This window comes from Arthrobacter pigmenti (assembly GCF_011927905.1).
In the GTDB taxonomy this organism is placed as follows: domain Bacteria; phylum Actinomycetota; class Actinomycetes; order Actinomycetales; family Micrococcaceae; genus Arthrobacter_D; species Arthrobacter_D pigmenti.
Genome location: NZ_JAATJL010000001.1, coordinates 1,040,447 through 1,067,131 on the forward strand (window position 1 = coordinate 1,040,447; position 26,685 = coordinate 1,067,131).

Below are 26,685 nucleotides of genomic sequence, written 5' to 3' on the forward strand. Positions count from 1 at the left end.
GGAGTGTCGGCGGCTGCACATACACTGGTTGGCATGGCTGGACTCATCAAGCGCGAAGACATCGATGAGGTTCGCCAGCGCACAGACATCAAGGAAGTTGTTGACGGCTACGTCACGCTAAAGTCCGCCGGTGTGGGTTCCTGGAAGGGACTCTGCCCGTTCCATGATGAGCGTTCGCCGTCCTTCCACGTGCGTCCGCAGATGGGGTCCTATCACTGCTTCGGTTGCGGTGAAGGAGGGGACGTGTTCTCGTTCATCCAGAAACTGGACCACACCTCTTTCGCTGAGACAGTGGAGAAGCTGGCTGCCCGTATCGGGTACGAGCTGCGGTATGAGGACGGCGGCACGGGTTCCCGGCGGGAGGATACCGGCAAGCGTCAGCGTCTCCTCGACGCGCACAAGATTGCATCCGAGTTCTACCGCGACCAGTTGCTGACACCGGAGGCGGCCGTTGGGCGTGCCTTCCTGCAGGAACGGGGTTTCGACCGCGCGGCCGCTGAGCACTTCGGCGTCGGTTTCGCGCCGCAGGGATGGGACGGGCTGCTGAGCCACCTCACGGGCAAGGGATTCACGCTCGATGAACTGAAGCTCACCGGGATGTTCAGCGTGTCTTCGAACAACGCCGGGCGGCTCTATGACCGGTTCAGGGGACGCCTCATCTGGCCCATCCGCGGGATCACGGGTGAAACGGTCGGTTTCGGTGCGCGCAAGCTATTTGAGGATGATCCCGGGCCCAAGTACCTCAACACCCCGGAAACCTCGCTCTACAAGAAGTCGCAGGTGCTGTACGGGATCGACCTCGCGAAGAGGGATATCGCGAAGACGCGCCAGCTCGTGGTCGTTGAGGGCTACACCGATGTGATGGCCTGCCACCTCGCGGGGGTCGGTACGGCCGTTGCAACCTGCGGTACCGCTTTCGGGGCGGACCACATCAAGATAGCCCGGCGGTTACTGTCCGACGACGGCACGGGTGGCGAGGTGATTTTCACCTTCGACGGCGACGCCGCGGGACAGAAGGCCGCGCTACGCGCCTTCGAGGAGGACCAGCGCTTCAATTCCCAGACCTATGTTGCGGTCGGGGCGGACGGTGCAGATCCGTGCGAGCTGCGGCAGAGCGCCGGAGATCAGGCTGTTCAAGACCTCATTGCCACCCGCCGGCCGCTCTTCGAGTTCGCCATCAAGGCATCGTTCGAGCAGTTCGATCTCTCCACCGGCGAGGGCCAGATGAAGGCGTTGCGGCACGCAGCGCCCATTGTCGCGAACATCCGCGACGTCTCCCTCCGGTCCATCTATACCCGCGAACTTTCGCGCTGGCTCGGAATGCAGTTCGTCGGAGAGGACCAGGTGGTGCGGGCCGTTGCGGCGGCGGCCAAACGCGCGGCCGGCCCTCCGCCCGGTAACCAGGGGAATCAGGGAAGCCAAGGCCACCAGGGAAGTCAAGGAAATCAGGCAAGCCAGAGCAACCGGGGCAATCAAGGTAACCGGGCAAGCCAGTCCGATGACCGGCGTCGTCCGGGTGCGGGAGACCAGCGCCGTGATTGGCGGAAGGACGACGACGGCGGCGCGCCGTCCCCGTCAGGGCAGCCGCAGGAGCCGGTAGCCGAGGCACCGCGGTTCAGCCGCCCGGACCCGAGGGATCCTGTGGCGCGGATGGAGCGTGAGGCGCTGGAGGTTGTGCTGCAGCATCCCGAGTTCCTTGATGCCGCCCAGTGGGAACGGTTCGCAGATTCCCGGTTTTCGGTGCCGGCCTACGCAGCATTGCACGATGCGGTGCGCGCGTCCGGTGCAACGTCGTCGTCGGCCGATGTTTCCTCAAATTGGGTTGAACGGGTCCGCCAGGAAGTCCCGGAGGTACTGCGAGGGTTCGTGAGCGAGCTCGCGGTGACGCCGCTGCCCGCGAAGGATGCTGACGCGCTTGCTCTCTACTGCAGGGACATCCTGAACAGGCTCTCGGAACTGCGTATCACCCGCCTGAAAGCGGAGAAGCTCAGTGCCCTCCAGCGGCTGGACTCGAGCGCCGATCCGGCGTTGTTTCAGCAGCTGAACCGCGAGCTCATGGAGCTTGAGATGGAGCGCCGCGCACTGCGTTCGGACTAGGCCCAGCCAATTTCACTTCGCGGCTGTTCCTCTGTAGAGTTGTTCTCGCTGCTTTCCCCCGTAGCTCAATTGGCAGAGCATTCGACTGTTAATCGAAGGGTTACTGGTTCAAGTCCAGTCGGGGGAGCAAATAGGCTCCTGACCTGCGGAAACGTAGGTCAGGAGCCTTTCTCTTTAACCGCAGCCTTTCTCGTTGGCTGCTCGCCGCCCCGGATGGTTCGCCCCACCCTGCTAGTGCAGCGCGGGCACCGTGCGTGGGCGCACAACCGTCCAGAGGAACACCGCACCGAGTCCTATGCAGGAGGCCATGACTGCCGCCATGGGAGTCGCTGAGTCGATCCCCAGTACTCCGACGATGGGGGAGATGATCCCCGCAAGGCCAAACGTCGTCGCTCCCAGCAGGGAGGCCGCAGTGCCTGCCTGCGCGCCGTGGTTCGCCAGCGCGAGGACCTGCACACAGGGGAAGGTGAAGCCGGCGGCCATGATGTAGAACCACAGGGGTACGGCTGTGCCCCAGAAACCGAGACCCAGGTAGTCGGTTGCGATTATGGTCAGCGCCATCAGGAACATGGCCGCAGTCGAGCACGCGATGATCCACTGCGGCCCAACCCTCCGCACCACCCGCGCGCTGATCTGGACGGCAGCCACGATCCCGAGCGAGTTCACGGCGAACAGGATTCCGTACTGTTGCGGATCCAGCCCGTATACGTCCTGGAAGAGGAAGGGTGACGCCGAAAGGTAGGAGAAGAGGCCTGCGAAGTTCATGCCGCCCACGAGCAGGACTCCGATGAAGATGCGGTCGGTGAGCACCGCGCGGTACCGCTGGAGCGCAGTCGACGACGATGCCTTCCGACGGTCAGCCGGGAGTGTCTCGATAATGAGGAAGCTCACGGCAAGGATGACCAGGAAGCCATAGGCTGCCAGGAACCAGAAGATGCCCGGCCACGGCATGACCACGAGCAGTTGCGAACCGATCACTGGAGCGAAAATGGGGGCCATGCCGTTGACCAGCGCCATGTAGGAGAGCATGCGCACGAGGGGGTAGCCGCTGAAGAGGTCGCGGATCATTGCCATGGCGACCACGCCGCCGCCGGCCGCGCCCACGCCCTGGAGCACGCGGAACACCATCAGCATGCCGATGTCGGTCGACAGGGCCGCACCAAGCGATGCCGCCACATGGAGGCTTGTGGCCAGGATCAGCGGCAGCCGCCGTCCGACCTTGTCGCTCAACGGGCCAACCAGCAACTGGCCTGCCGCGAATCCCACGATGGTTCCGGTCAGAGTGAGCTGAACCGCCGCTTCCGTCACGAACAGGTCATCCTGCAGGGCTGGGAACGCTGGCAGATAGAGGTCGATGGTGAAGGGACCAAGCGCCGTCAGGGTGCCGAGGATGATGACGTAGACCAGCTTCTGGCGGCGGGAGAGGGTGTCGCCGGGATGGGTGATGGTACTCAACGGATACCTAACATGCGAACAGAGGTACGAAGCACTGCGACGCTGCAGGCAGGGATGGGAGGCTGGCTGAAACGGATGCCGAAGCCGGGGAAAACGCAGTGTGGTTGCCACAGCGAATCAACATCTATCCTAGAGCCCCTGCGCAAGCCCCGGATGTTACTCAGTGTGCTTTGTATTGACGTAGGCTGAAGTGCAAGTAGAAGGTGAAGGAGCACGACGTGGATGCTAGCGGTGGAAACAGGACAGGCGGCGCCTCGGTACAGCCGCACACCGGGAAGGTCATCGGTGTTTCCGTTGCTGCTGCGGTGGGCGGCTTGCTCTTCGGCTTCGACACGGCCGTCGTCAACGGCGCAGTGGATGCCATCCAGGAGGATTTCGGCCTCGGAGAGGCTGTCCTGGGCTTTACCGTCGCGATCACCCTTCTAGGTTGCGCAGCCGGAGCCTGGTTCGCTGGTGACCTGGCCGACCGGCTGGGGCGCAAACGGGTCATGTTCGGCGCTGCCATCCTCTTCCTGGTCAACTCCGTGGGTTCAGGTTTTGCGTTCAGCGAATGGGACCTGATGTTCTGGCGGCTGGTCGGGGGAGGCGCGATTGGCATCGCCTCGGTCATCGCACCCGGCTACATTGCGGAAATTGCGCCGGCGAAGTGGCGCGGCGGACTGGCGTCCATCCAGCAGCTCGCCATCACCGTGGGTATCTTCGCGGCGTTGCTCTCTGATGCCTGGCTCGCTGATATCGCAGGAGGCGCCACAGGAGAACTCTGGTGGGGACTGCCGGCCTGGCGCTGGATGCTGCTGGTCGGCGTCGTACCCGCGATCATCTATGGCGTGCTCTCCCTGACCATCCCGGAATCACCGCACTACCTGATCCGCGGCGGACGCGATGCTGAAGCTGCGCACGTACTGTCCCGGGTGACCGGCATCAAGGACACCTCGACGCGGCTGAATGAAATCCGCTCCACGCTGCGGATGGAGGACAAGGCCAGCTACCGAGATCTTCGCGGGCCGGCGCTCGGACTCCAACCCATCCTCTGGGTGGGCATGGCCATCGCAGCGCTGCAGCAGCTCGTGGGAATCAACGCGATCTTCTACTACTCGACCACCCTCTGGCAGTCGGTCGGCTTCAGCGAGAGCGACTCATTCACGACGTCGGTGATCACCTCCGTGATCAACGTTGCGATGACGTTCGTGGCCATCTTCTTCGTCGACCGGATCGGGCGGCGGAAGCTCTTGCTGGTCGGCTCCGCAGGCATGTTCGTCGGGCTGCTGGCAGCAACCGTCTCCTTCGCCCAGGCCACAGGCAGCGGCGAAGACGTGTCGCTGCCCGGGATCTGGGGGCCGATCGCGCTGATCGGCGCCAACCTCTTTGTGGTCTTTTTCGCAGCCACCTGGGGCCCGGTCATGTGGGTGACGCTCGGGGAGATGTTCCCGAACCGCATCCGGGCCATCGCTTTGGGCGTTGCGACCATGGTCAACTGGATCTTCAACTTCATTGTGACCCTCGCGTTCCCTTGGGTCAGCGAGAACCTGGGTGTCTGGATCATGTATGCCGTGTTCACGGGCTTTGCGGTGGTTTCGTTCTGGTTCGTGAAGACCCGGCTCGAGGAATACGCGGGCCGTGAACTCGAAGACAGGGACGACGTCGTGGCGGGCTAGGTGCCGAAGCGCCCGGTGGGGCGCCGCATCGAATATGCGTCAGTGGTAATTTTGGGAACAGTCTGAAACAGTGCGCAGGACAAACTGATGGAGGCAGGGCACATGGAAAGCTCGGGCAGCACGCGGGTTAATCGATCCGGCGGCACGCCGTCGATCATTGGGCTGATCAAGCTGCTGCTGCGGCTGACACCCCGCCAGTTTGGCGACGAATTCTCGCTCGCCAAGGAACAGCTGAAGCAGAAAGGCATCAAAGCCGGCATTGCTGCGGCCTTCTTCGTGGTCGCGCTGGTCTTCCTCGCCTTCCTGGTGATTGCGCTGATCGTCGCGGCCATCATGGGCCTTGCCACGGTCATGCCGGCATGGCTCAGTGCCCTGTGCTTCGCCGCACTCTTCCTGATCATCGCGGCCATTGCAGCGCTCATGGGGTTGTCCCGTTTCAAGAAGGCGCTGCCGCTCCTGCCCGAGGATGCCATTCGCGGCATCAAGTACGACATCGGCGTGCTGAAGGAGGGCCGACAGTTCAACCCGGCCACGCTGGATGTGAAGAAGCCCGCCGAAGAAAAGAAGCCCAAGCACAAGGACGACGACGGCGCGCCGAAGCCGCCACAGCCGTCGTACGCGGAACTGCGCAGCCGCTCGGGCCGGCGCCGCGACCATATCGCCGAAACCCGCGACGAACTGGGTCGCGGAATGGACTTCAAGGCGCAGTTCAGTGGTGCGAAATCCCGCGCGAAGGACGCCGCGACCCACGCCAAAGCCTCGGCGGCTCATGCAAAAGACGCAGCTGTAACCCGTGCGCACGCGTCGAAATCCGCCGCACCGGGCGGACAGGCTCCGGCCCGGCACGACCACACCCTCGCCGATCGCTGGAAGCCGTTAAGCGTCGTCGCGGCATCCGCGGCCGCGATCGCCGTCATGGTGCGCAGGCTGGTTGCCAAGTAGCGGTTCGGACTCCGCCTGGCGGGCTGCGACGTTCGGGGCCTGCATAATGGGAGCGGAGGGACAGTGATCAGACTTATTGGCGCGGGGGGTAAGCCGGGGCAGCCTGGGCCCGAATTGAACACTTTCTGGACCGTACCCAACATTCTTACGGTCGTGCGTTTCTGTGGCGTGCCGCTGTTTGTCCTGTTCATCGTCCAGCGCAACTATTCGGCCGCCGTCGTGACGCTGGTCCTGCTGGGTTCCACGGACTGGATCGACGGGTACATCGCACGACGGTTCGACCAGGTGTCGTCGGTGGGGAAGTGGCTGGACCCGGTTGCGGACCGCACTGCGCTGATTGTCATAGCCGTGACGTTCGTGGTGGACGGGATCGCACCGGCATGGCTGGTGTGGTCGATCGTAATCCCTGACGCCATCCTCATCATCAACGCGCTGATACTGTTCCACGGCCCCGTACACCTGCCGGTCACAACGGTGGGCAAGATACGCACGGCCCTGCTGCTGGTCGGTTCGCCGCTTCTGCTCCTGAAGCGGGTGGAAGGTTTCGACCAACCCTGGCTCACCATCACCGCGAACGTGCTGCTGATCCTTGGCTGCGTTGGCCACCTGATTGCCTTCTACGGCTACTTCACTGCGGCCCACCGCAAGTACCGTTTGGAGCGCTCGGCATGATGAAAGCAGGCGCATGGCCTGGTTAGCAATTGTCCTGGCACTGCTCGGCGCCTGCTTCCTCGCCGTCGGTGCGCAACGCCAGGGCAGCGCGGTGCGCTCCAACACCGGCGGGCTCTCACTGAACTCCACGGGCTTTATGCGCTTGCTGCGAAACCCCCGGTGGATCCTCGGCCTCATCCTCCTCGGAGTGGGAATGGTCCTGAACGTGGTGGCGCTCAGCCTGGCCAGCCTCACCGTCGTGCAGCCGATCGGGGCGATCGCGCTTGTCATCACCACGATCGTGAACTCGAAGGACCAGGGAGTGCGGATCAACCGTGCCACGGTCGTCGCCATCGCTGCATGTGTCACGGGAAGCGCGCTGTTTGTGCTGCTTGCGGTCAACGTGACCCGCAAGGACCACGTGGTGCTGCCGGACCAGGAGCTCACCGCCGTGTTGCTGCTGTGCATTGCGGTAGCCCTGTTCGGGACCCTCGCAGTGGCCTTCAAGCGGCGCCTGAACGCTTTTGCCTACATCCTGGGCGCGGGTGTTCTGTTCGGGTTCGTTGCGGTGCTGACCAAGATCATCGCGACCCACCTGCTGGATCCAAACGGCCGGTTCATCCTCAACGTTCCGCTCTACAGCGTTCTCGCGATCATTGCAGCCGCAGCGCTGGGCTCGTGGTTCGTGCAGAGCGCGTACGCAACCGGTCCACCGGATCTGGTGATCGCCGGGCTCACCGTAATCGACCCGATCGTCGGCATCGCCGTCGGAATCATCGTGCTGGGCGAACTTCAGCCCAACGTCGAATCTGTGATCGCGATTGCCATGGGGGTAGCGGCGTTCGTTGCTATTGTTGGGGTGATAGCCCTGTCGCGGCACCATCCAGATGTTGTCAAGCGGCAGAAGGAAGCACGACGGCGGTAACGCCTGCCGCCGCTTCGACCACCGTTGCCAACCCGAGGACTACTTCGTGACTGATCCGGCAGCAGACGCGCCGCTGACCATCCTCATCGCTGCAGACACCTACCCGCCGCACATCAACGGTGCAGCCCAGTTCGGGTACCGGCTGGCCAAGGGCATGAAGGCGCGTGGACACAAGGTTCACGTTCTCGCTCCGCACACCACCAACGGCAAGAGCTTCACGGAGCCCGGAGGCGAGTGGGCTGTCCATCGCCTGCGCTCGCACTCGGTGCCCACGCATGAGTACTGGCGCATCTGCCTGCCGTGGGAAATCAAGCGGGAGATCAGCATGTTGTTCGACCGCGTGCAACCCGACGTCGTGCACATCCAGTGCCATTATATGGTCGGCGAGTACGCGCTCTATGAGGCGGTCAAGCGTGGGATCCGGGTGGTGGCCACCAACCACTTCATGCCCGAGAATCTGAACCCGTTCCTCCCCTTCCCGCAGTGGTTCAAGAACATCGTCGCCAAGAACTCATGGCGCGACATGGGCAAGGTGATGGGAAAGGCCAACGTCGTAACCACTCCCACCCCGTTGGCAGCCAAGGCCATGCATGAGCACGCTTTCCTGCGCAAGGTGCTTCCGCTGTCCAACGGCATTGATGCCTCCGCGTACGAGCCGCGGCCGGGGGAGAAGCTCGAGCGCCCGGATCATCCGACCGTCCTGTTCGTCGGCAGACTCGCCGAGGAGAAGCACGTTGACGTCCTGATCGACGCCGTCGCCAGGACACCTGTTGAATTCAACCTGCACCTCGAAATTGTTGGTGGAGGCGAAGTGAAGCCGGCACTCCAGGCCCAGGTAAAACGTCTGGGGCTGAGTGGGCGGGTGAAGTTCCTCGGCTTGATTTCAGACGAGGAGTTGCGCCAGGCGTACCTCCGGGCAACGGTTTTCTGCCAGCCGGGAACTGCCGAACTTCAGTCGCTTGTGACCCTGGAAGCTATGTCCGCCTCAACGCCGGTCCTCCTCGCCAACGCCATGGCGCTGCCGCACCTCGTGGAGGACGGTTCGAACGGGTACCTCTTTACTCCACATGACAGCGCTGAGCTTGGCCGCCGCCTCACCGAGATCATTTCGATGCCGGAGGCTGAGCGCGAGCGTATGGGCAAGATGAGCAGGTCGATGGTGGAGAAGCACAGCATCAACGCGACCCTCGCGACGTTCGAGGATCTCTACTATGGCCGGTTCCACGCCGGCGAGGCTGTATAGCGTCCCGGTCCTGTCTGCACCCTGACCGCGGGCATGGCTAGAATGGGTCTGCGCCGGGTGCCACCGGCGCTGCGGGGCTGTAGCTCAGCCGGTTAGAGCAGCGGACTCATAATCCGTTTGTCGTGGGTTCAAGCCCCACCAGCCCTACAACACTTCCGCAGGGAGCAAGGGAATCCTCGGCTGACACAGCCGGGGATTCTCTTGTTTACTGATGTGGTGGAACAAGTTACTGGCGGGTAACATTACTGGAGGCGGGCTCGTGCCAACGGGGTGCGGACCGCGGGTGCCCAGTTATGGCGCCGAATGACTGCCAGTGAGGAATGTGTCCATGGGTGCACCCGTAATCGACGCCGACAACCTTCCCTACGCGGACGGTGACTTCTACTTCTTCGAGGAGCTGCTCAGTTCCAAGGAACGCGACCGGCTGCATGAGGTCCGGGACTGGTTGGCCACTGAAGTCCGCCCGCATGCCGCCCGCTGGTGGAACGAGGGAGAGTTCCCGCACGAGCTCATCCCGCGGATAGCGGAGCTCGACATCGTGAGCCCGGTTCGCAGACTGGGCTGTTCGAATCTGTTCGCGGGCTTGCTGCATGCCGAATTCACGCGGGCGGACACCTCGGTGGCCACGTTCATGGGTGTGCATGACGGACTCTTCACAGGGTCGATCGAGACCCTCGCCTCGCCCGAGCAGCAGGAGGCGTGGCTTCCGGACATCTATTCCATGAAGAAGATCGGCGCCTTCGGCCTCACCGAGCCACTGGGCGGCTCCGACGTTGCCGGCGGCACACGCACCACGGCCGAGCGCGACGGCGACAGCTGGGTCCTCAATGGAGCCAAGCGCTGGATCGGCAATGCGACGTTCTCCAACTGGGTGGTCATCTACGCCCGGGACGTCGCGGACAACCAGGTCAAAGGCTTCCTGGTGGACACCTCCCTACCCGGTTACAGCGCCACGAAGATAGAGAACAAGATCGCACTGCGCAGCGTCCAGAACGCCGATATCGTGCTTGACGGACTGCGCATCGGAGATGAATTCCACCTGGCCGGTGCCAACAGCTTCAAGGACACTAACAAGGTGCTGCGGATCACCCGCCTCTCGGTGGCCTGGCAGGCAGTGGGCCAGCAACTGGCAGCGTTCGATGTGGCTCGCCGGTACGCGGTGGAACGCCAACAGTTCGGTCGCCCGCTGGCATCCTTTCAGCTCATCCAACAACAGTTGGTGGAAATGCTCGGCAACACGGTGTCCTCGCTCGGAATGATGGTTCGGCTCGCACAACTGGCGGACAACGGCGGCGCCCGGGACGAGCAGTCCGCGCTGGCGAAGGCGTTCACCACGGCCCGCATGAGGGAGACCGTGGCGCTTGGCCGCAGCATCCTCGGCGGCAACGGCATTGTCACCGATTATGAGATGGCCAAGATCTTCGCCGACGCCGAAGCAATCTACTCATATGAGGGCACCTACGAGATCAATTCGCTGGTGACAGGGCGCGCTATCACGGGTATGGCGGCTTTCCTGTAGCGCTGTCCTGTGTGCAGTGGTGCTAGCCCGGGGTGGTCATCGGAAGCAGGATGGACGGCCGCCGGTCAGTGACGAAATTCAGCGGATTGACGTACTCGCCGTGCTCCCGGACGCCCCAGTGCACGCAGGCCCGGGGGCAGTGCGGTTCGCTGCTGAGGTGTCCCACGGCATCACCTGCGCTGACCACCGTGCCCTCCGCGAGGAGGGCAGTCACCGGTTCGAAGCTGCTGAGGTGGCCATCGCCGTGGTCGATGGTGATGACGGGTCTGTCCACCACCTTTCCGACGAAGACCACGACGCCGTCCGCGGGGCTCGCGACCGGGCTGCCCGCCGAAGCGCCGAGATCCACGCCGCGGTGGCCGGCCATCCAGCGCTCCGGCGGGCGGTCGAAGGGGCGCAGCACGGGTGGAGTTCCGTCCAGCGGCCAATCCCAGGCGGCGTCGGCGGGGCTCGGGGCTGCCCGGCCCGGCAGTACCGGAGCGACAACGCTGAGCAGGACAGCGACAAAGAGCGCGCCTCCGCGGTGGCGGGTTGTCTTCTTCTGGTTTCTCACCCCTTCAGTCTGACTCCTGCGGTGCGGAGCGGCTCATCGTCGCTTACGTATGTGGACAAATTCAGCCGAACGCCGCTGCCTGTGCAGGAGGACTGCTAGATCGGCCGGGCATAGTTGCCCGAGGGCTGTAGTACACTTGACGAAGCAGTTTTCCGCGTTTTGGCGTGCCATGATTCGCAAAGCTGACTACGCGTGCCCCGATTCGCATGTGCACATCCCGAGCCTCCTGTAAAGCAGTTCGGAATGGACGCGGGCGAGCATCCTTCCAGCGGTCCGGAGCAATCCGGTTGGAAGAGTGGTCTTTCCTGACTGACGGGCACCAGGAACCCCCGCACCTTGAGCGGGATATCAACCGTCAAACCGGCAGTCCTAGAGCAATGCCTATGCTGCCCAAAGAAAGGAACGGCATGCCAGTCGTTACCATGCGCCAGCTGCTTGACAGCGGCGTCCACTTCGGTCACCAGACCCGTCGCTGGAACCCGAAGATGAAGCGCTTTATCTTCACCGAGCGCAACGGAATCTACATCATTGACCTGCAGCAGTCGCTGTCCTACATCGACCGCGCCTACGAATTCATCAAGGCCACCGTTGCACACGGTGGAACTGTGCTTTTCGTCGGAACCAAGAAGCAGGCACAGGAAGCCATTGCCGAACAGGCAATGCGCGTTGGGCAGCCCTACGTCAATCAGCGCTGGCTGGGCGGTATGCTCACTAACTTCCAGACTGTCTCCAAGCGTATCCAGCGCATGAAGGAACTCGAAGAGATCAACTTCGAGGACGTAGCCGGTTCCGGGCACACCAAGAAGGAACTCCTGCTGCTTCAGCGCGAGCTGACCAAGCTTGAGAACAACCTCGGCGGCATCCGCAACCTCACCAAGGCTCCCTCCATCATCTGGGTTGTGGACACCAAGAAGGAACACCTCGCCATCGACGAAGCCAAGAAGCTCAACATCCCGGTTGTGGCCATCCTGGACACCAACTGCGATCCGGACGAGGTCGATTTCCCGATCCCGGGTAATGATGACGCCATCCGCGCCGTCAACCTCCTGACCCGCGTTGTAGCCGACGCCGTTGCCGAGGGCCTCATCGCCCGCAACAACCGTGCGTCAGGCAATGATGCAGCAGCCGTCGAAGAGCCCCTTGCTGAGTGGGAGCGCGAACTGCTCGAGGGCAGCACCGCTGAAGAAGCACCTGCAGCCGAGGCACCTGCAGCCGAGGCCCAGGCCACCGAAGCACCCGCAACTGAAGAAGCTCCGGCTGCTGAGGAAGCGCCGGCGGCTGAAGGGGCTGCGGAAGCTGAGAAGAGCGAGAGCAAGTAATTCTTGCTTGACGGGGTGCGGGACGCGAACCCGCACCCTTTCGCTTGTACCGGGCAGGTGCCCGGCACATGATGCGAACAATCTTGACGAGAAAACCACATCTGAGGAGTTTCAAATGGCAAACTACACTGCCGCTGACATCAAGGCCCTCCGCGAGCGGACCGGCGCCGGAATGATGGACGTGAAGAAGGCTCTGGACGAGGCCAACGGCGATGCCGAGAAGGCTATGGAGCTCATCCGCATCAAGGGGCTCAAGGGCGCCACCAAGCGTGAGGGACGCTCCACCGCCGAGGGACTCGTTGCCGCGAAGGTCGACGGAAACGTCGGCGTCATGGTCGAGGTCAACTGCGAGACGGACTTCGTGGCCAAGGCAGGCCCGTTCATTGAGTTCGCCAACAAGGTGCTCGCGGCCGCTATCGATTCCGGTGCTTCCGACGTTGAAGGCGTGCTCGCCCACACCGTTGACGGCAAGCCTGTTTCGGAGCACGTCATCGAAGCCGGTGCCCTGCTTGGTGAGAAGGTTGACATCCGCCGCGTTGCACGCGTCGAGGGTGCCATCGTAGATGCCTACCTGCACAAGACGTCCAAGGATCTCCCGGCCCAGGTCGGCGTTCTCTTCGCCGTTGAGGGAAGCGGGAACGGCGCGGCCGAGGCTGCTCACGACGTCGCCGTCCACATCGCTGCGTACTCGCCGACCTACCTCACCCGTGAGGATGTCCCTGCCGAACTCGTGGAAACCGAGCGCCGCATCGCCGATGAGACCGCACGCGCCGAAGGCAAGCCTGAAGCTGCACTGCCGAAGATCGTCGAGGGTCGCCTCACCGGCTTCTTCAAGGAGGGAGTCCTGGTGGACCAGGCCTTCGCCAAGGACGCCAAGAAGTCCGTTGCACAGGTGCTCAAGGACGCAGGAGCCGAGCCCAAGGAATTCGCTCGATTCCGGGTGGGTGCGTAACCCTCGCGGGCTGCACATTGTTTGAGATGATGGAGGGGCGGTCGCCACGGTGGCCGCCCCTCCATCATGTCCGCAGGAAAACCGCTCCACTCGCACTACCCACCCAGTTCCAACGCTGACACCCACACAGACACGCAGGCAGCACAGCCTTCAGGAGGCATCATGGAAGAGTACGAGACGACCACCCAGGGCGAATCTTCGAAGCGGCGCGTTCTGCTGAAATTGTCGGGTGAAGTCTTCGGCGGGGGAAAGCTCGGCGTGGATCCGGAAATGGTGCGGGGCATCGCCAAGCAGATCGCCGCAACCATCGGACAGGTCGAGGTGGCTATTGTGGTGGGCGGCGGAAACTTCTTCCGCGGGGCGGAGCTGTCCCAGAGCGGCATGGACCGGTCCCGCGCGGACTACATGGGTATGCTCGGCACGGTGATGAACTGCCTGGCCCTACAGGATTTCCTGGAGCAGGCGGGCGTTGAAACGCGTGTACAGAGCGCCATCACCATGGGCCAGGTGGCCGAAGCGTACATTCCTCGCCGCGCCATTCGACACCTCGAGAAGGACCGCGTAGTAATCTTCGGTGCCGGTGCCGGACTACCCTATTTCTCGACCGACACCGTGGCCGCCCAGCGCGCGCTTGAGGTGCGTGCCGACGTCGTACTCATGGCGAAGAGCGGAGTGGATGGTGTCTACACGGCGGATCCCCGCAAGGACCCGACCGCCCGCAAGCTCGACTCCCTTTCGTACGACGACGCCCTCCGCCAGGACATCCGGGTAATGGACCAGACGGCGATGACCATGTGCAAGGACAACAACCTATCAATGGTGGTCTTCGGCATGGAAGGCGAAGGCAACGTGACGAGTGCGATCATGGGCGAGCGGATTGGAACAACAGTCACGGCCTGAGCCCGGCGGCCACACGTGACGCGAACAGGTAGGCGCGCCCGGCGTGAACTAGGATTATCAACTGAATCGGACGCTTCAACAGCAGCGGATTTCGAACAAAGGAGAAATCGTGATCGAAGAGACTTTGTCAGACGCCACAGACAGGATGGACCGCGCGGTCGAAGCGGCGAAGGAGGACTTCGCAACGGTGCGCACAGGCCGGGCCAACCCGTCACTGTTCGCCAAGGTCATCGTTAACTACTACGGTTCGCCCACTCCGTTGCAGCAGCTCGCTTCGTTCCAGAACCCCGAAGCCCGCACACTGCTGATCACGCCGTTCGACCGTTCGGCCCTGTCGGAGATCGAGAAGGCGCTGCGGGATTCTGATCTGGGAGCCAACCCGTCGAATGACGGCAACATCATCCGTGTTGTCCTTCCGGAGCTGACCGAGGAACGGCGCAAGGAATACGTCAAGCTTGTGCGTGGCAAGGCTGAGGACGCAAAGATCCAGATCCGCAACATCCGCCGCAAGGCCAAGGACGGCATCGACAAAGCCGTCAAGGACGGCGACGCCGGTGAGGATGACGGGGCGAGGGCGGAAAAGGATCTCGACGCCCGGACGAAGTCCCACACGGAGAACATCGACGACATGCTCAAGCGCAAGGAAACCGAGTTGCTCGAGGTCTGATGAGCGATCCCCAGCCTTCAACCGAGGCTGGCCGTGCACCTGAGCCTGACGCTGGACAACAGGTGCACGCCGGTCCGGCGCCCACCGGCGTCCTGCCCGGCAGACGTGCCCTCCGAAAGGCTGAAACCGAGCGTCGGAGCCTGTTCCGCCGTCGATCATCCTCGGCGGAAGCGCAGCAAGCCTCGCGCGCCGGTCGAAATCTTCCTGCCGCTATCGGAGTGGGCCTTGCGCTCCTGATCTCAGTGCTGGTGGGAATGTTGTTCCTGCCGATTGCCTTTGTCGCGCTGGCAACCATGTTCGGCGTGGTCGGAGTGTGGGAAGTAGCGCGCGCGCTTGAGGTCCGGCACATAAGCGTACCGCTGGTCCCTGCAGTGGCGGCCGCTGTCGCCATGCCGTTCGCCGCCTACCTTGGTGGGCCTGAGGCGCTGTCCTACGCCGTCGTTGTGTCCGTTACAGCGTTGGTGCTGTGGCGTTGCCTGGATCCGGCACCCGACGTCGCGCGCAGCGCCATGGCCGGAACCTTTGTGCTGTTGTGGATACCGTTCCTGCTGAGTTTTGCGATGCTGCTGCTCCATGAGCCCTCCGGCTCGCTGAAAGTCGCAACCTTGCTCCTGCTGGTGGTGGCAAATGACACCTTTGGCTATCTGATTGGTGCCTTCTTCGGTAAGCATCCGATGGCTCCGCGGATCAGTCCCAAGAAATCATGGGAAGGTTTCGCGGGATCGGTGGGCGGTGCCATGCTCATCGGTGTGCTGGCGGTGGTTTTCCTGTTGGAGCGGCCGTGGTGGGTCGGCATCCTGCTCGCGGTAGGTGTTGTGGCAGCTGCCACGGCAGGCGACCTCGCGGAGTCGATGATCAAGCGGGAACTCGGTGTGAAGGACATGAGCAGTATCCTCCCGGGGCACGGTGGCGTGATGGACAGGTTGGATTCGATCGTCTTCGCTTCGCCGGTTGCCTTCCTGCTGTCCGTTACATTGGTACCGGGACCCCTTTAGATAAAGCCGATGTGCACCTGTTGACGCGCTGATTGCGCTGGGCACACATGCATCGCGACGGAAAAGAGAGAAACACCCAACCATGGATGGAGCACGCAACGGCAGCTCGCCGTTCGCCCGCGTCGGACGGCGCGACTTCGGTTATAGCCCCCGGCAGGTTGATCGCTTCCTGACCGAAGCGCGCACATACTACAACTCCGACGGCGCCGACGGCGATCCAATCACGAGTTCGGACGTGCGCACCATGGCCTTTGATCCCGCGCGGGGAGGTTACGAACCCCAGGCCGTTGACGCGGCGCTGGACCGGCTGGAAGATGTCTTCGCGCAGCGGGAACGCGACGCCCTGATCGACTCAAACGGCGAAGAAGCCTGGTTGATGCAGATAGGCCGCATTTCCGCTGTACTGCGCAGCAGGCTGCACCGGCCGCCGGGGGAGCGGTTCCGGCGTCCTTCGCGCAGGAACTCGCCCAGCTACAACATCGACGACGTTGATGCGCTCTGCAACGAACTGCTCGGCTACTTCGAAAACGATATGCCGCTCAGCGTTGACGTGGTCCGCAGGGCGGTATTTCGGGAGGCCGTTGGAGAGGAAGGCTACGAGGAGACGCAGGTTGATGCGTTCCTTGACCGCGTGGTCCAACTGATGGCCGCAATCGACTGACTACAACCAGCGGGCGTCTCACAAGGCCTCGGGGGTGTGGAGCCGGGCCAGAACCCGAGAGGCATTGGCGGGTTTGCGGCGCGCTGTGAGCAACGAAACCGCGATGGTTACAGCGAATGCCGACGGGACCGTCCAGAGGGCCGGCTGCTCGAGCCACTGCGGTGCCCGGTCGGATCCCATCCCTGCGGCGGCGAGTATCGACCCGCCGCACAGTACGGCTCCCGAAAGCATGCCCGCAATCGCTCCGACGTCGGTCAACCCGCGCCACCAGATGCCAAGGAGCAAAAGAGGGCAGATGGTCGATGCTGTGAAGGCGAAGACCATGCTCACGCTGCCGGCCAGCGCGAGGGTGTCCGTCAGCAGGGCGAAGCCCAGCGGGATGAGTGCAGAGATGATTGCCGCCCACCTGAAGCCGGACACACTGCCGCGGAAGAAGTCCTGACTCACGACGCCGGCCAGCGAAACCACGAGACCGCTCGACGTCGACAGGAACGCGGCGAACGCCCCCGCAGTTACGAGAGCGGAGAGGAGGTCTCCGGCCGCGCCGTCGAAAATCCGGCTTGGCAGCAGCAGGACTGTGGCGTCCGCAGCGCCGCGGACCGCGAGGTCCGGTGTATGGATCCTGCCAAGCACGCCGTAGAGCGTGGGGAAAAGGTAGAAGACCGATAGCAGACCCAGCACAATCAGCGTGGTGCGGCGGGCTGAGGGTCCATCCGGGTTGGTGTAGAACCGCACCAGTACGTGCGGCAGCCCGAGTGTTCCGAAGAGCAGGGCGATCACCAGGGAAATGTTCTGATAGAGGGATGCACCTGCAGTGGCGTTGAGCGCGGAATCGAACACGGCGCCGTCGTCGGTCAACGCCTCGCCGCTGCCGGCGAGCTGGATCAGGATGAAGACAATAGGCACCGCAATTGCAGTCAGTTTCAGCCAGTACTGAAACGCCTGAACGAAGGTGATCGAGCGCATCCCGCCGGTCACAACGCTCAGACAGACCACAACGACGACGGCGACGGAGCCCACCCAGGACGGCAGGCCGGTGGTGATGCGCACCGTGAGTGCCGCGCCGTGGAGCTGGGGCACGATGTAGAGCCAGCCGACCGCGATCACGAGCAGGCTGGTGACCCTGCGGACGTTGCGCGAGTCCAGGCGGGCCTGGGCGAAGTCGGGGATGGTGTACGCGCCGGAGCGCCGCAGGGGAGCGGCCACGAACAAGAGCAGCATCAGGTATCCAGCGGTATATCCGATCGGGAACCAGAGCGCATCGACGCCCGAGAGCAGGATGAGCCCGGCTACCCCGAGGAAGCTGGCTGCGGAGAGGTATTCACCGCCGATCGCTGAGGCATTCCACCACGGCCGTACCGTGCGCGACGCAACGTAGAAATCGCCGGTTGTGCGGGAGATCCGCAGTCCGTAGATGCCGATCAGCACCGTGGAGAAGGCAACGAGGACTAGCGAGACGTATCCCACCACCGGATTCAGTTCCGGGAAGGTCATCGATCGTCCACCAAATCCCGGAAGCGCTGTTCAATCCGCCCCGCACTGCGGACGTAGAGTGCGCCGCAGCTGATCACCAGGGGATAGATGCCGAGGCCGAGCAGCAGCCACGGCACGGGCACGGTTGCAATTGTCCAGGTGTTGATGATGGGAAACACCGTGATCAGCACCGGGATGCCGACCAGGATGATCAGGAAGCCGGACGCGACCACCACTGCCAGGCGCAGTTGCGAGCGGATCAGCGAGCGCACAAAAAGTTCGCCGACGTCCGAGTGCTCAGCCAACTCGCGGGCTACGGGATAACTGGTGATGGAGTCGGAACTGGTGGTGGGTGCGGTGACCCGCACTCGGGCCTCTTTTGGCACAGGATCTGCCATCAGGCTTACTGCCCTGGCCTCAGGCGGGTTTCTTCAAGCTTCCCCCGGACCTCGGCCAAGTGTCTCCTGCTGACGGGAAGTTCGGCGTCGCCCACCAGAACGCTCGCCCGGCCTGTTCCCAGGCGCACCTGTTTGACCTGATCCATCGCCACCAGGTACGAGCGGTGCGTTCGGAGGAAACCAGCCTCCGCCCACTGCCGCTCAAGATCGTTCAACGGGATCCGGATCAGGTAGCTGGCCTCCGCTGTGTGTAGCCGTGCATAGTCGCCCTGTGCCTGCACATAGCGGATCTCGTCGCGGCGGATCATCTTGCTGACCCCGCCCTGATCAACCGTAATGACCTCCGGCGGGCTCGCTCCATCCTCCATGAGTTCGCAGATGCGCCGCACAGACTCCGTAAGCCGCTCCGCGCGAATGGGCTTCAGGAGATAGTCGACCGCGCGAAGCTCGAAGGCCTCGAGCGCACGGTCTTCATCGGCCGTGACGAAAACGACGGCGGGTGGCCGGCTGAAGCGCGAGATGACCCGTGCGATGTCCAGCCCGGAGAGCGAGGGCATGTGAATGTCCAGGAACAGGGCGTCAATCGGGTTGCCCTGGAGGATCCGCAGCGCTTCGGCGCCGCTTGAGGCCCGGTGAATTGCTGTGATGCGGGCATCCTTCGAGAGCAAAAATCCCAACTCGGCGAGTGCCGGAAGCTCATCATCGACGATGACAACGTTGACCATGGTCCCAGATTACGCTCCTGGAGGTGTCGGTCCGGGATCGGTCAGGTTTGGTGGGCGGGTTGGGATTTCGGGATCCGGAGCGTGATGAGGGTTCCAGCGCCGGGCGCGGTGTCGATGACCAGTCCGTGGGAATCACCGTAGACCTGGCGCAGGCGTGAATCCACGTTCCGCAGGCCTACATGAACCCCATCCAGGTGACCTGCGAGCACGGCCCGCAGGCGTTCGGGATCCATCCCCACGCCGTCGTCCTCAATGGTCACTTCGGCGTAGGCGCCGGCGTCGTGCGCGGTGATCGTAATGTTGCCGGTGCCGTCCCGGGAATCAAGCCCGTGGCGCACGGCGTTCTCCACCAGCGGCTGCAGGCTGAGGAAGGGGATCACGGTGCTGAGCACCTCGGGTCCGATCTGCAGGCTCACCTTCAGCCTGTCGCCGAACCGTGCGCGCTCAAGGAGCAGGTAGCGGTCGATGGATTTCAGTTCTTCCGCGACGGTTGTGAAGTCGCCGTGGCGGCGGAAGGAATAACGCGTGAAGTCGGCGAACTCGACAACGAGCTCCCGCGCACGCTCCGGGTCAGTATTGATGAACGAGGCGATGGCGTTCAGTGAGTTGTAGATGAAGTGCGGGCTGATCTGGGCGCGCAGTGCACGGACTTCGGCTTCCATAAGCTGGGTCCGGGAGGAATCCAGTTCCGCGAGTTCAACCTGCGTGGCCACCCAGGCGCCAACCTCGTTGGTTGCCCGAATAAGCCCTGCATTGACGGCTGCGCCGAAAACACCCACGGTTCCCACGATCCTGCCGCTCACCCGAATGGGTGCGATGACGGCGTCGTTGAGTTCCGTGCCGCCGCCCGCTCCCGCTGTGATGTCGCGCAACCGGGCCTGGCGGAAAATCTGGGTGCGCCCGCTTGCCAGCACCTCCCGGGCAAGGACCAGAACGTCCTCGGGCGCCGAGCCGGCGCCATCCCAGGCGAGGATTCCATTGGTGTCGGTAATCAGCAGCGCTTCGGAGCGCAACAGCCCGCGCAGGTGCCGGCTTGCCTTGGCGGCGCCGGTGGGGGTCAGACCGGCACGCAGGTGCTCCGAGGCCAGGGCAACCGTATGCAGGGTTGCGTAGGTGGCACGGTCAGCATCGGAGCCGAGATCACGGTAAGAGCGGGAGAACTTGAATCCCAGAACAGCGACCACGGCCAGGGTGATCACGACGACGGCGACCACCAGCGCGACGTCGACGGCGGGGCTCAGCATGGCTCAAGGGTAGCCCCGCCGGGCCCGGAACCCGTGAACCGTTCGTCGCAGCAGGAAGCCGTTCACCGCAGGTACTGCTCCGCTGGGCGATACACGCCGCGCAGGGCCTTGGATTAGCCCGCCCATCTGCCTGACAGTGATGGGAGTCACACTTCTACGCCTAATGCCGTTCATCGTGGTGCGGAACCGGTGCAGGAGACATCTGATGGAGGAGAAAACTCATGGGTCACGACCCGTCCACCCCCGGCGCCGCGCAAGCGGCTGCCGTGGATTTCACCGAGGTCCAGCAGCGGCCCGCGTTCAAGGAGTTAAGGAAGCGCCACCGAAGCTTCGTCTTCCCCATGGCAGCGGCTTTCCTGCTCTGGTACTTCCTGTACGTGCTGCTCGCCGACTATGCGCATGAGTTCATGTCCACGCCGGTCTTCGGCCACGTCAACATCGGCCTGATCCTTGGGCTGGCGCAATTCGTCAGCACTTTCGGGATCACCATGTGGTACGTCAGCTACGCCAACAAGCGCCTCGACCCCATCGCAGAGGAACTGCGTAACGATCTCGAGGAGCAGGCTCCCGAGGTCTTCCACGAGGGAGGTTCCAAGTGAGGCAGTACCTGCCGCTGCAGACCGTCGAAACCACGACGGTCGGCGAGCCCTGGCTGAACATCACCATCTTCGGATTGTTTGTTGCAATCACCCTCGTGATCGTGCTGCGAGCGAGCCGCAACAACAAGACGGCTGCAGACTACTACGCCGCCGGCCGATCCTTCACCGGCCCACAGAACGGCACCGCCATCGCGGGGGACTACCTCTCCGCGGCGTCGTTCCTTGGCATTGTGGGGGCCATCGCCATCAACGGCTATGACGGCTTCCTGTACTCCATCGGGTTCCTCGTTGCGTGGCTGGTGGCACTCCTCCTGGTCGCTGAGCTCCTTCGGAACACAGGCAAGTTCACCATGGCGGATGTGCTCTCCTTCAGGTTGAAGCAGCGCCCGGTCCGCATCGCCGCCGCAATCACCACGCTCGCTGTCTGCTTCTTCTACCTCCTGGCGCAGATGGCCGGAGCCGGCGGACTGGTGTCACTGCTTCTCGGCATCGACGACCGCGTGGGACAGTCGCTGGTGATCACCGTCGTCGGTGCGTTGATGATCCTCTACGTGCTGATCGGCGGCATGAAGGGCACCACCTGGGTCCAGATCATCAAGGCCTGCCTGCTGATCGCAGGTGCATTCGTGATGACCATCTGGGTGCTCGCGATTCATGGATTCAACCTCTCGACCCTGCTGGGCGCGGCCATCGAAACCGCGGGTAATCCGGACATCACCGGACCGGGACTCCAATACGGCGCAACCGGAACCTCGCGCCTCGACTTCGTGTCCCTGGCGCTGGCCCTGGTCCTTGGAACTGCAGCCCTGCCTCACGTTCTGATGCGCTTCTATACCGTGCCCACGGCCAAGGAAGCCCGCCGCTCAGTTGTCTGGGCCATCTGGCTGATCGGTGCGTTCTACCTGTTCACACTGGTGCTCGGCTACGGCGCCGGAGCCCTGATCGGCGCCGACCGCATCAACGGAGCTCCAGGAGGCGTGAACTCTGCGGCTCCGCTGCTCGCCTTCGAACTGGGCGGACCACTGCTCCTCGGCATCATCTCGGCGGTTGCGTTTGCGACTATCCTCGCCGTTGTGGCCGGTCTGACCATCACAGCTGCTGCCTCCTTCGCCCACGACATCTACGCAAACGTGGTGCGGCGAGGTCAGGTGGATCCGGACGGTGAGGTGAAGGTGGCGCGCCGCACCGTCGTCGTCATCGGAATCCTGTCGATTGTCGGTGGAATCGGCGCGCAGGGCCAGAACGTGGCTTTCCTGGTGGCCCTCGCGTTCGCTGTCGCCGCCAGTGCGAACCTGCCCACGATCATCTACTCGCTGTTCTGGAAGAAGTTCAACACCCAGGGCGCTCTGTGGAGCATGTATGGCGGGCTGGGTACTGCAATTGTGCTGATCGCATTCTCCCCGGTCGTGTCCGGCGGCGAGAAGTCGATGATCCAGACCGCGGATTTCGCTTGGTTCCCGTTGAGCAACCCGGGCATCGTCTCGATTCCGCTGGCGTTCTTCCTCGGTTGGCTGGGCACAGTGCTGGCCAAGCGAACGGAGGATGCGCAGAAGCAGGCGGAGATGGAGGTGCGTTCGCTGACCGGTGTCGGCGCCGAGAAGGCGGTCGATCACTAGCGGCAAAAGAAGCAGGGCCGAAACCCGAAAGGTTCCGGCCCTGCTCTCGTCTCTGGACGTCAGTGGCCGGGATGTTCCGCGGGAACCGGAGGCGTCCCCGGGGCCGTACCGTGCTCGCCGTGCGGCACCGCGAAGTCTCCGGCGGTGGAAGCGGCGAGTCCCGGCGTCGTAATGGCGGCGACAACGAGCGCTGCGCAGAATAGGACGCCTAGAAGCTTGCCGGGGGAGGATTGAATGCCCCGCCCGGCGGTTCGGCGCAATGCGCCCCGGCAGCAGAGCTGAAGCAGCAGGAGGGCGAGGGCACAGGCGAGCGTCAGGTCGAACCGGCGGAGGTCCGCCGGTGCTAGGAGTGCTCCCCAGGTGAGCGCGCCGAGAACGACGGCGGCAACTACCGGCAGCGCGCGCCTGACCGTAAGCAACACCGCGGCGAGCACGCGACTGGCCGGGTCTTCCCCCCGCAGGGCGGCGAGGCCCAGGAACGTGTGCAGCAGCGCCCATCCGCCTGCGGCCGTTCCGGCAAGGGTGGCGGTGGGAGTTACGCCTGGTTCGAGCAGCGCATTGGCGGCGAGTGCAAAGAAGCTGAGTCCGGCGCCGAGTGCGGCGAAGGCTGCAAAGAGACGGAGGAACTCGCCCAGCAGCGGTCCTTCCGCCGTGGAACCGGCGCCGGGTCGTGGAGCCGAGACCTGCTGCTCCACGACCGCGACACTGATCATTTCCGCAACTGCCGGTTACGCGCTGTGGGCGCGGGTGCCGGAGGTGCGTGCAGCCTTGTCCTGGGAAAGCCCGACGCCCAGCAGGATCACTGCGCTGGCAAGGTGCAGTACGTTGTCGGCACCGTTCAGGGCGATGATGTTCAGCGAGCTGCCCACCAGGAAGAGGCCGAGGATGCCCACCAGCAGGTAGACGGCGCCGACAGCGGTGTTGACGCCCTTCGCGGCGCTGACGGAATTCAGGCCTGCGAGGAGCAGTGCGGCGCCGATGGCAAGGTGGATGACATTGTGGAGCGGGTTGACTTCGAAAACGATGAGCGTATTGCCCTCGGTTGCGAAGAACCCAACACCGGCGGTGACGAAGAATCCGAGGACGCCGACCAGCAGGTAGACGGCGCCGAAGACGGTTGCCACGAGACGGTTCGGTGAGGTGCGCATGATGTGGTGCCTTTCTGGTAATCCCCCGGTCCCTATGTGCCGGAGGAGCTCCGCAAAGGAGCTTTGCCATCAATTCGGCCCAGCACCGCTTCCGGATGGCTCGGGCAGGCAAACTACTCTTCGGAACCCCTTTCCAGCAGCGGTTCCATGCGGTAAGGGATGAGTTCATGCATCGCCAGTGAGGTGTCGCAGCGTTCAACTCCGTCACACGCGAGGATTTTCCCGTTGATCCGGAAGAGGTCCTCCGCATCCACCGAGACCACCCGCACCAGGATGTCCGCCTGGCCGGTGAGGCCGTGGGCTTCCAGGACTTCGGGGATGTCATCGAGCTTTTCGGTGATGGCCGCGAGTTTTCGCTGGTCCACGTGGACCTGGATGAAGGCAGTCAGCGGGTAGCCGAGTGAGGCCGGATTGATGCGGCGTTCAAAGGAGAGGAACACTGAATTCTTCTCCAGGCGGGCCATGCGCGCCTGCACGGTGTTGCGGGAGAGCCCCAGCTTCTGGGCGAGCGCAACCACCGTCCGCCGGGAGTCTCGGGCGAGGGCAAGGAGGAGTCGGGCGTCGGTACTGTCCAGGGGCTGCATAGTGCGCAACGGTAGCACGGGCGGGACGCACCAAATAGAGCACAATGCTCAGTGAAATCGGATTCGGTTGTGCCGCGTGGCTTGCGTGAGTATGGTCACAGTAACAACGGGCAATGGCGCCCCCGCCCCGCTGTGCTGGCCTGGACACGGCTCGCAGGTGCGTGCAAGACCGCCTGAGACGCTATTGAGAAGGATGTGTGAATCGTGCCTCTGAACAACAGAGTGGATGCGGATCCCGACGAGCTGGTGCAGCTCATCGGGCCCAACGGCGAACGTCGGGAAAACGCGGCCTATGACCGCTGGGTAACCGGTGTGGACGGCCCTGCACTGCAGGCGCTGTATGAAGACATGGTGGTCATCCGTCGGATCGATGCCGAGGCCACAGCACTTCAGCGCCAGGGAGAGCTGGCACTGTGGCCGCCGTTGCTTGGCCAGGAGGCCGCGCAGATCGGGTCCGGCCGTGCCCTGCGCGAGGATGACTTCGTCTTTTCGAGCTACCGCGAGAACGGTGTCGCGTACTGCCGGGGCGTGGATCTCACCGACATCCTGCGCGTCTGGCGCGGAAACGCCTCGTCCGGCTGGGACCCCTACGGCATCAACATGGCCACACCGCAGGTCATCATCGGAGCGCAGACCCTCCACGCCACCGGTTACGCCATGGGCATCCTGAACGACGGCGCGGATGCCGTTGCCGTGACGTACTTCGGTGACGGCGCCACCAGCCAGGGTGACGTCAACGAGGCAATGGTGTTCGCCGCAAGCTACCAGGCTCCGGTGATCTTCTTCTGCCAGAATAACCACTGGGCCATTTCGGAGCCGGTTGGCCTGCAGGCGCACGTCCCGATTGCGCACCGTGCACCCGGCTTCGGCATTCCCTCGGTCCGTGTTGACGGCAACGACGTGCTTGCCTGCCTCGCGGTGACCCGCGAGGCACTGGACCGCGCGCGCACCGGCGGTGGACCGACCTTCATTGAAGCGGTTACCTACCGCATGGGTCCGCACACCACGGCGGATGACCCTACGCGCTACCGCGACGCCAATGAGCTCGAGGACTGGGCTGCCAAGGATCCGATCGCCCGCCTGGCCGGCCTGCTTGATTCGCAGGGTCTGTTGCCGGCTGAGGTAACAGATGCCGTGAAAACCAAGGCCGACGACGTCGCAGCCCGCCTGCGCGAGGGCTGCATCTCCATGGCGGAGCCGGAAGCGCTCGACGTGTTCAAGCACGTCTACAGCGAACCCAACTCGTGGCTGGCGCGCCAGCAGGACCAGTACGAGCGGTACCTCGCCTCGTTCGAATCCTCGAACTCTGATTCGACGGAACTCACGGAAGGAAGCCGCTGATGTCCACCATGACTTTCGGCCGCGCCATCAACGCAGGCCTGCGCAAGGCAATGGAGAATGACCCGAAGGTTGTCCTCATGGGCGAGGACATCGGCAAGCTGGGCGGTGTCTTCCGGATCACCGACGGATTGCAGAAGGACTTCGGTCAGCACCGCGTAATGGATTCCCCGCTCGCTGAGTCCGGCATTTTGGGCACGGCCGTGGGTATGGCCTACCGGGGATACCGCCCTGTCATCGAAATCCAGTTCGACGGGTTCATCTACCCGGCGTTCGACCAGATTGTCTGCCAGGTGGCCAAGCTGCATTACCGCACCCAGGGTGCGGTGAAGATGCCGTTGACCATCCGCGTGCCGTTTGGCGGCGGCATCGGTTCCCCGGAGCACCACTCCGAGTCGCCGGAAGCGTACTTCACGCATACATCGGGACTGCGCGTCATCAGCGTCTCCAACCCTCAGGATGCCTATGTGATGATCCAGCAGGCGATCGCCAGTGACGATCCCGTCTTGTACTTCGAGCCGAAGCGCCGCTACCACGTCAAGGGCGAGGTGGATGAGAGCGTGGACATCACGGCGTCGAGCATGAACGATGCGCGCGTGGTGGTCGAAGGCAGCGACGTCACCCTCGTCACGTACGGGCCGCTGGTGCCGACCGCACGGGACGCCGCGACTGCAGCGTCCGACGACGGCGTGTCGGTCGAGGTCATCGACCTCCGCTCGCTCGCGCCGATCGACTTCGCCACCGTAGAGAAGTCGGTCCGCAAGACCGGCCGGCTGGTGATCACGCACGAGGCAGCGCAATCGGGCGGACTTGGCGCGGAAATCGCGGCCAGCATTACCGAGCGGTGCTTCTACCACCTGGAGCACGCACCGGTGCGCGTCACCGGATTCGACATCCCCTACCCCTATTCCAAGCTCGAGTTCCACCATCTTCCCGATCTCGACCGGATACTGGACGGAGTGGACCGTGTTCTTGACCGGCCCAACTCCCTCAGCTCACAAAGCGGACTGGAAGGATAGTGGCCCC

General features: G+C 63.5%; 26 protein-coding genes and 2 tRNA genes. 19 read left to right on the forward strand and 9 right to left on the reverse strand.

The genetic code is table 11. The features are described 5' to 3' along the window. Window positions 1–33: 33 nt before the first annotated feature. Both dnaG and BJ994_RS04780 read left to right on the forward strand, forming a co-directional pair. Complete coding sequence (dnaG, locus tag BJ994_RS04775) at window positions 34–2,097, forward strand: DNA primase (protein WP_167992036.1); 2,064 nt, start codon at window positions 34–36, stop codon at window positions 2,095–2,097. Window positions 2,098–2,151: 54 nt separating this feature from the next. After that, window positions 2,152–2,224, forward strand: a tRNA-Asn gene (locus BJ994_RS04780). Window positions 2,225–2,328: 104 nt separating this feature from the next. Here the strand turns inward: BJ994_RS04780 and BJ994_RS04785 are convergent. Further along, a complete protein-coding gene (locus tag BJ994_RS04785; protein WP_167992038.1) occupies window positions 2,329–3,552 on the reverse strand; it encodes a multidrug effflux MFS transporter in 1,224 nt (407 codons plus the stop codon). A gap of 218 nt (window positions 3,553–3,770) precedes the next feature. Here BJ994_RS04785 and BJ994_RS04790 point away from each other — a divergent pair, with 218 nt between their 5' ends. The 7 genes from BJ994_RS04790 to BJ994_RS04820 all read left to right on the forward strand — a co-directional run bounded on the left by BJ994_RS04790 (window position 3,771) and on the right by BJ994_RS04820 (window position 10,487). Further along, on the forward strand, window positions 3,771–5,207 hold the full coding sequence (locus BJ994_RS04790) for a sugar porter family MFS transporter (protein ID WP_167992041.1): 1,437 nt from the start codon (window positions 3,771–3,773) through the stop codon (window positions 5,205–5,207). A 102-nt stretch (window positions 5,208–5,309) separates the two neighbouring features. Next, on the forward strand, window positions 5,310–6,149 hold the full coding sequence (locus BJ994_RS04795) for a phage holin family protein (protein ID WP_167992044.1): 840 nt from the start codon (window positions 5,310–5,312) through the stop codon (window positions 6,147–6,149). A 63-nt stretch (window positions 6,150–6,212) separates the two neighbouring features. Next, a complete protein-coding gene (locus tag BJ994_RS04800) occupies window positions 6,213–6,821 on the forward strand; it encodes a CDP-alcohol phosphatidyltransferase family protein (protein WP_342450286.1) in 609 nt (202 codons plus the stop codon). Between the two features lie 13 nt (window positions 6,822–6,834). Beyond that, window positions 6,835–7,725: a DMT family transporter gene (locus BJ994_RS04805; RefSeq protein ID WP_167992046.1), complete on the forward strand. Its 891-nt coding sequence runs from the start codon at window positions 6,835–6,837 to the stop codon at window positions 7,723–7,725. Window positions 7,726–7,771: 46 nt separating this feature from the next. Beyond that, complete coding sequence (locus BJ994_RS04810; RefSeq protein WP_167992049.1) at window positions 7,772–8,968, forward strand: glycosyltransferase; 1,197 nt, start codon at window positions 7,772–7,774, stop codon at window positions 8,966–8,968. A 73-nt stretch (window positions 8,969–9,041) separates the two neighbouring features. Beyond that, window positions 9,042–9,115, forward strand: a tRNA-Ile gene (locus tag BJ994_RS04815). A gap of 181 nt (window positions 9,116–9,296) precedes the next feature. Next, the gene (locus tag BJ994_RS04820; RefSeq protein WP_167992052.1) at window positions 9,297–10,487 is read left to right on the forward strand and encodes an acyl-CoA dehydrogenase family protein; all 1,191 of its coding nucleotides are present in this window, start codon (window positions 9,297–9,299) and stop codon (window positions 10,485–10,487) included. Between the two features lie 22 nt (window positions 10,488–10,509). Here BJ994_RS04820 and BJ994_RS04825 read toward each other — a convergent pair whose 3' ends face one another. Continuing rightward, window positions 10,510–11,040, reverse strand: coding sequence for a M23 family metallopeptidase (locus BJ994_RS04825; protein ID WP_342450287.1), 531 nt, complete (start codon window positions 11,038–11,040; stop codon window positions 10,510–10,512). Window positions 11,041–11,447: 407 nt separating this feature from the next. Here BJ994_RS04825 and rpsB point away from each other — a divergent pair, with 407 nt between their 5' ends. The 6 genes from rpsB to BJ994_RS04855 all read left to right on the forward strand — a co-directional run bounded on the left by rpsB (window position 11,448) and on the right by BJ994_RS04855 (window position 16,534). Beyond that, window positions 11,448–12,359 (forward strand): 30S ribosomal protein S2, encoded by a 912-nt coding sequence (gene rpsB, locus BJ994_RS04830; RefSeq protein ID WP_167992054.1) that lies wholly within the window; start codon window positions 11,448–11,450, stop codon window positions 12,357–12,359. 115 nt (window positions 12,360–12,474) lie between these two features. Continuing rightward, window positions 12,475–13,311 carry a translation elongation factor Ts gene (tsf, locus tag BJ994_RS04835; RefSeq protein ID WP_167992057.1) on the forward strand — a complete coding sequence of 279 codons (837 nt, stop codon included), beginning with the start codon at window positions 12,475–12,477 and terminating at the stop codon, window positions 13,309–13,311. 162 nt (window positions 13,312–13,473) lie between these two features. Further along, window positions 13,474–14,211: a UMP kinase gene (gene pyrH, locus BJ994_RS04840; protein WP_167992060.1), complete on the forward strand. Its 738-nt coding sequence runs from the start codon at window positions 13,474–13,476 to the stop codon at window positions 14,209–14,211. A gap of 109 nt (window positions 14,212–14,320) precedes the next feature. Further along, window positions 14,321–14,878: a ribosome recycling factor gene (frr, locus tag BJ994_RS04845; RefSeq protein ID WP_167992063.1), complete on the forward strand. Its 558-nt coding sequence runs from the start codon at window positions 14,321–14,323 to the stop codon at window positions 14,876–14,878. After that, window positions 14,878–15,873, forward strand: coding sequence for a phosphatidate cytidylyltransferase (locus tag BJ994_RS04850; RefSeq protein ID WP_167992065.1), 996 nt, complete (start codon window positions 14,878–14,880; stop codon window positions 15,871–15,873). The genes frr and BJ994_RS04850 overlap by 1 nt, the downstream gene beginning before the upstream one ends. 82 nt (window positions 15,874–15,955) lie before the next feature. Continuing rightward, a complete protein-coding gene (locus BJ994_RS04855) occupies window positions 15,956–16,534 on the forward strand; it encodes a DivIVA domain-containing protein (protein WP_167992068.1) in 579 nt (192 codons plus the stop codon). Window positions 16,535–16,552: 18 nt separating this feature from the next. On the opposite strand, the gene BJ994_RS04860 is transcribed toward BJ994_RS04855, so the two are convergent. The 4 genes from BJ994_RS04860 to BJ994_RS04875 are packed head-to-tail and all read right to left on the reverse strand — an operon-like array spanning window position 16,553 to window position 20,374. Then, a complete protein-coding gene (locus tag BJ994_RS04860) occupies window positions 16,553–18,013 on the reverse strand; it encodes a sodium/solute symporter (RefSeq protein WP_167995860.1) in 1,461 nt (486 codons plus the stop codon). 11 nt (window positions 18,014–18,024) lie between these two features. Then, window positions 18,025–18,405, reverse strand: coding sequence for a DUF485 domain-containing protein (locus BJ994_RS04865; protein ID WP_167992070.1), 381 nt, complete (start codon window positions 18,403–18,405; stop codon window positions 18,025–18,027). 5 nt (window positions 18,406–18,410) lie between these two features. Beyond that, window positions 18,411–19,130 (reverse strand): LytR/AlgR family response regulator transcription factor, encoded by a 720-nt coding sequence (locus BJ994_RS04870; protein WP_167992073.1) that lies wholly within the window; start codon window positions 19,128–19,130, stop codon window positions 18,411–18,413. A gap of 41 nt (window positions 19,131–19,171) precedes the next feature. Then, on the reverse strand, window positions 19,172–20,374 hold the full coding sequence (locus BJ994_RS04875) for a sensor histidine kinase (RefSeq protein WP_167992076.1): 1,203 nt from the start codon (window positions 20,372–20,374) through the stop codon (window positions 19,172–19,174). A gap of 221 nt (window positions 20,375–20,595) precedes the next feature. On the opposite strand from BJ994_RS04875, the gene BJ994_RS04880 reads away from it, so the two are divergent. Both BJ994_RS04880 and BJ994_RS04885 read left to right on the forward strand, forming a co-directional pair. After that, the gene (locus BJ994_RS04880) at window positions 20,596–20,973 is read left to right on the forward strand and encodes a DUF485 domain-containing protein (RefSeq protein WP_167992078.1); all 378 of its coding nucleotides are present in this window, start codon (window positions 20,596–20,598) and stop codon (window positions 20,971–20,973) included. Further along, window positions 20,970–22,589, forward strand: coding sequence for a sodium:solute symporter family transporter (locus BJ994_RS04885; RefSeq protein ID WP_167992080.1), 1,620 nt, complete (start codon window positions 20,970–20,972; stop codon window positions 22,587–22,589). The genes BJ994_RS04880 and BJ994_RS04885 overlap by 4 nt, the downstream gene beginning before the upstream one ends. A gap of 59 nt (window positions 22,590–22,648) precedes the next feature. Here BJ994_RS04885 and BJ994_RS04890 read toward each other — a convergent pair whose 3' ends face one another. From BJ994_RS04890 to BJ994_RS04900, 3 genes are all read right to left on the reverse strand, one after another. After that, the gene (locus BJ994_RS04890; RefSeq protein WP_167992082.1) at window positions 22,649–23,302 is read right to left on the reverse strand and encodes a hypothetical protein; all 654 of its coding nucleotides are present in this window, start codon (window positions 23,300–23,302) and stop codon (window positions 22,649–22,651) included. Between the two features lie 15 nt (window positions 23,303–23,317). Next, complete coding sequence (locus BJ994_RS04895; RefSeq protein ID WP_167992085.1) at window positions 23,318–23,737, reverse strand: DUF4383 domain-containing protein; 420 nt, start codon at window positions 23,735–23,737, stop codon at window positions 23,318–23,320. A 113-nt stretch (window positions 23,738–23,850) separates the two neighbouring features. Then, window positions 23,851–24,321 (reverse strand): Lrp/AsnC family transcriptional regulator, encoded by a 471-nt coding sequence (locus BJ994_RS04900; RefSeq protein ID WP_167992088.1) that lies wholly within the window; start codon window positions 24,319–24,321, stop codon window positions 23,851–23,853. Between the two features lie 204 nt (window positions 24,322–24,525). Here BJ994_RS04900 and pdhA point away from each other — a divergent pair, with 204 nt between their 5' ends. Both pdhA and BJ994_RS04910 read left to right on the forward strand, forming a co-directional pair. After that, window positions 24,526–25,662 (forward strand): pyruvate dehydrogenase (acetyl-transferring) E1 component subunit alpha, encoded by a 1,137-nt coding sequence (gene pdhA / locus BJ994_RS04905; RefSeq protein ID WP_167992090.1) that lies wholly within the window; start codon window positions 24,526–24,528, stop codon window positions 25,660–25,662. After that, entirely contained in the window at window positions 25,662–26,678 is a 1,017-nt protein-coding gene (locus tag BJ994_RS04910) for an alpha-ketoacid dehydrogenase subunit beta (protein WP_167992092.1), read from the forward strand. Before pdhA ends, BJ994_RS04910 begins: the two co-directional genes overlap by 1 nt. Window positions 26,679–26,685 lie beyond the last annotated feature (7 nt).

Bases quoted from the DNA above. Each gene is read 5' to 3' on its own strand.
- dnaG (WP_167992036.1), top strand. From the start codon at position 34: ATGGCTGGACTCATCAAGCGCGAAGACATCGATGAGGTTCGCCAGCGC.
- BJ994_RS04795 (WP_167992044.1), top strand. From the start codon at position 5,310: ATGGAAAGCTCGGGCAGCACGCGGGTTAATCGATCCGGCGGCACGCCG.
- BJ994_RS04805 (WP_167992046.1), top strand. From the start codon at position 6,835: ATGGCCTGGTTAGCAATTGTCCTGGCACTGCTCGGCGCCTGCTTCCTC.
- BJ994_RS04820 (WP_167992052.1), top strand. From the start codon at position 9,297: ATGGGTGCACCCGTAATCGACGCCGACAACCTTCCCTACGCGGACGGT.
- rpsB (WP_167992054.1), top strand. From the start codon at position 11,448: ATGCCAGTCGTTACCATGCGCCAGCTGCTTGACAGCGGCGTCCACTTC.
- tsf (WP_167992057.1), top strand. From the start codon at position 12,475: ATGGCAAACTACACTGCCGCTGACATCAAGGCCCTCCGCGAGCGGACC.
- pyrH (WP_167992060.1), top strand. From the start codon at position 13,474: ATGGAAGAGTACGAGACGACCACCCAGGGCGAATCTTCGAAGCGGCGC.
- BJ994_RS04850 (WP_167992065.1), top strand. From the start codon at position 14,878: ATGAGCGATCCCCAGCCTTCAACCGAGGCTGGCCGTGCACCTGAGCCT.
- BJ994_RS04855 (WP_167992068.1), top strand. From the start codon at position 15,956: ATGGATGGAGCACGCAACGGCAGCTCGCCGTTCGCCCGCGTCGGACGG.
- BJ994_RS04865 (WP_167992070.1), bottom strand. From the start codon at position 18,405: ATGGCAGATCCTGTGCCAAAAGAGGCCCGAGTGCGGGTCACCGCACCC.
- BJ994_RS04870 (WP_167992073.1), bottom strand. From the start codon at position 19,130: ATGGTCAACGTTGTCATCGTCGATGATGAGCTTCCGGCACTCGCCGAG.
- BJ994_RS04875 (WP_167992076.1), bottom strand. From the start codon at position 20,374: ATGCTGAGCCCCGCCGTCGACGTCGCGCTGGTGGTCGCCGTCGTCGTG.
- BJ994_RS04880 (WP_167992078.1), top strand. From the start codon at position 20,596: ATGGGTCACGACCCGTCCACCCCCGGCGCCGCGCAAGCGGCTGCCGTG.
- BJ994_RS04890 (WP_167992082.1), bottom strand. From the start codon at position 23,302: ATGATCAGTGTCGCGGTCGTGGAGCAGCAGGTCTCGGCTCCACGACCC.
- BJ994_RS04895 (WP_167992085.1), bottom strand. From the start codon at position 23,737: ATGCGCACCTCACCGAACCGTCTCGTGGCAACCGTCTTCGGCGCCGTC.
- BJ994_RS04900 (WP_167992088.1), bottom strand. From the start codon at position 24,321: ATGCAGCCCCTGGACAGTACCGACGCCCGACTCCTCCTTGCCCTCGCC.
- BJ994_RS04910 (WP_167992092.1), top strand. From the start codon at position 25,662: ATGTCCACCATGACTTTCGGCCGCGCCATCAACGCAGGCCTGCGCAAG.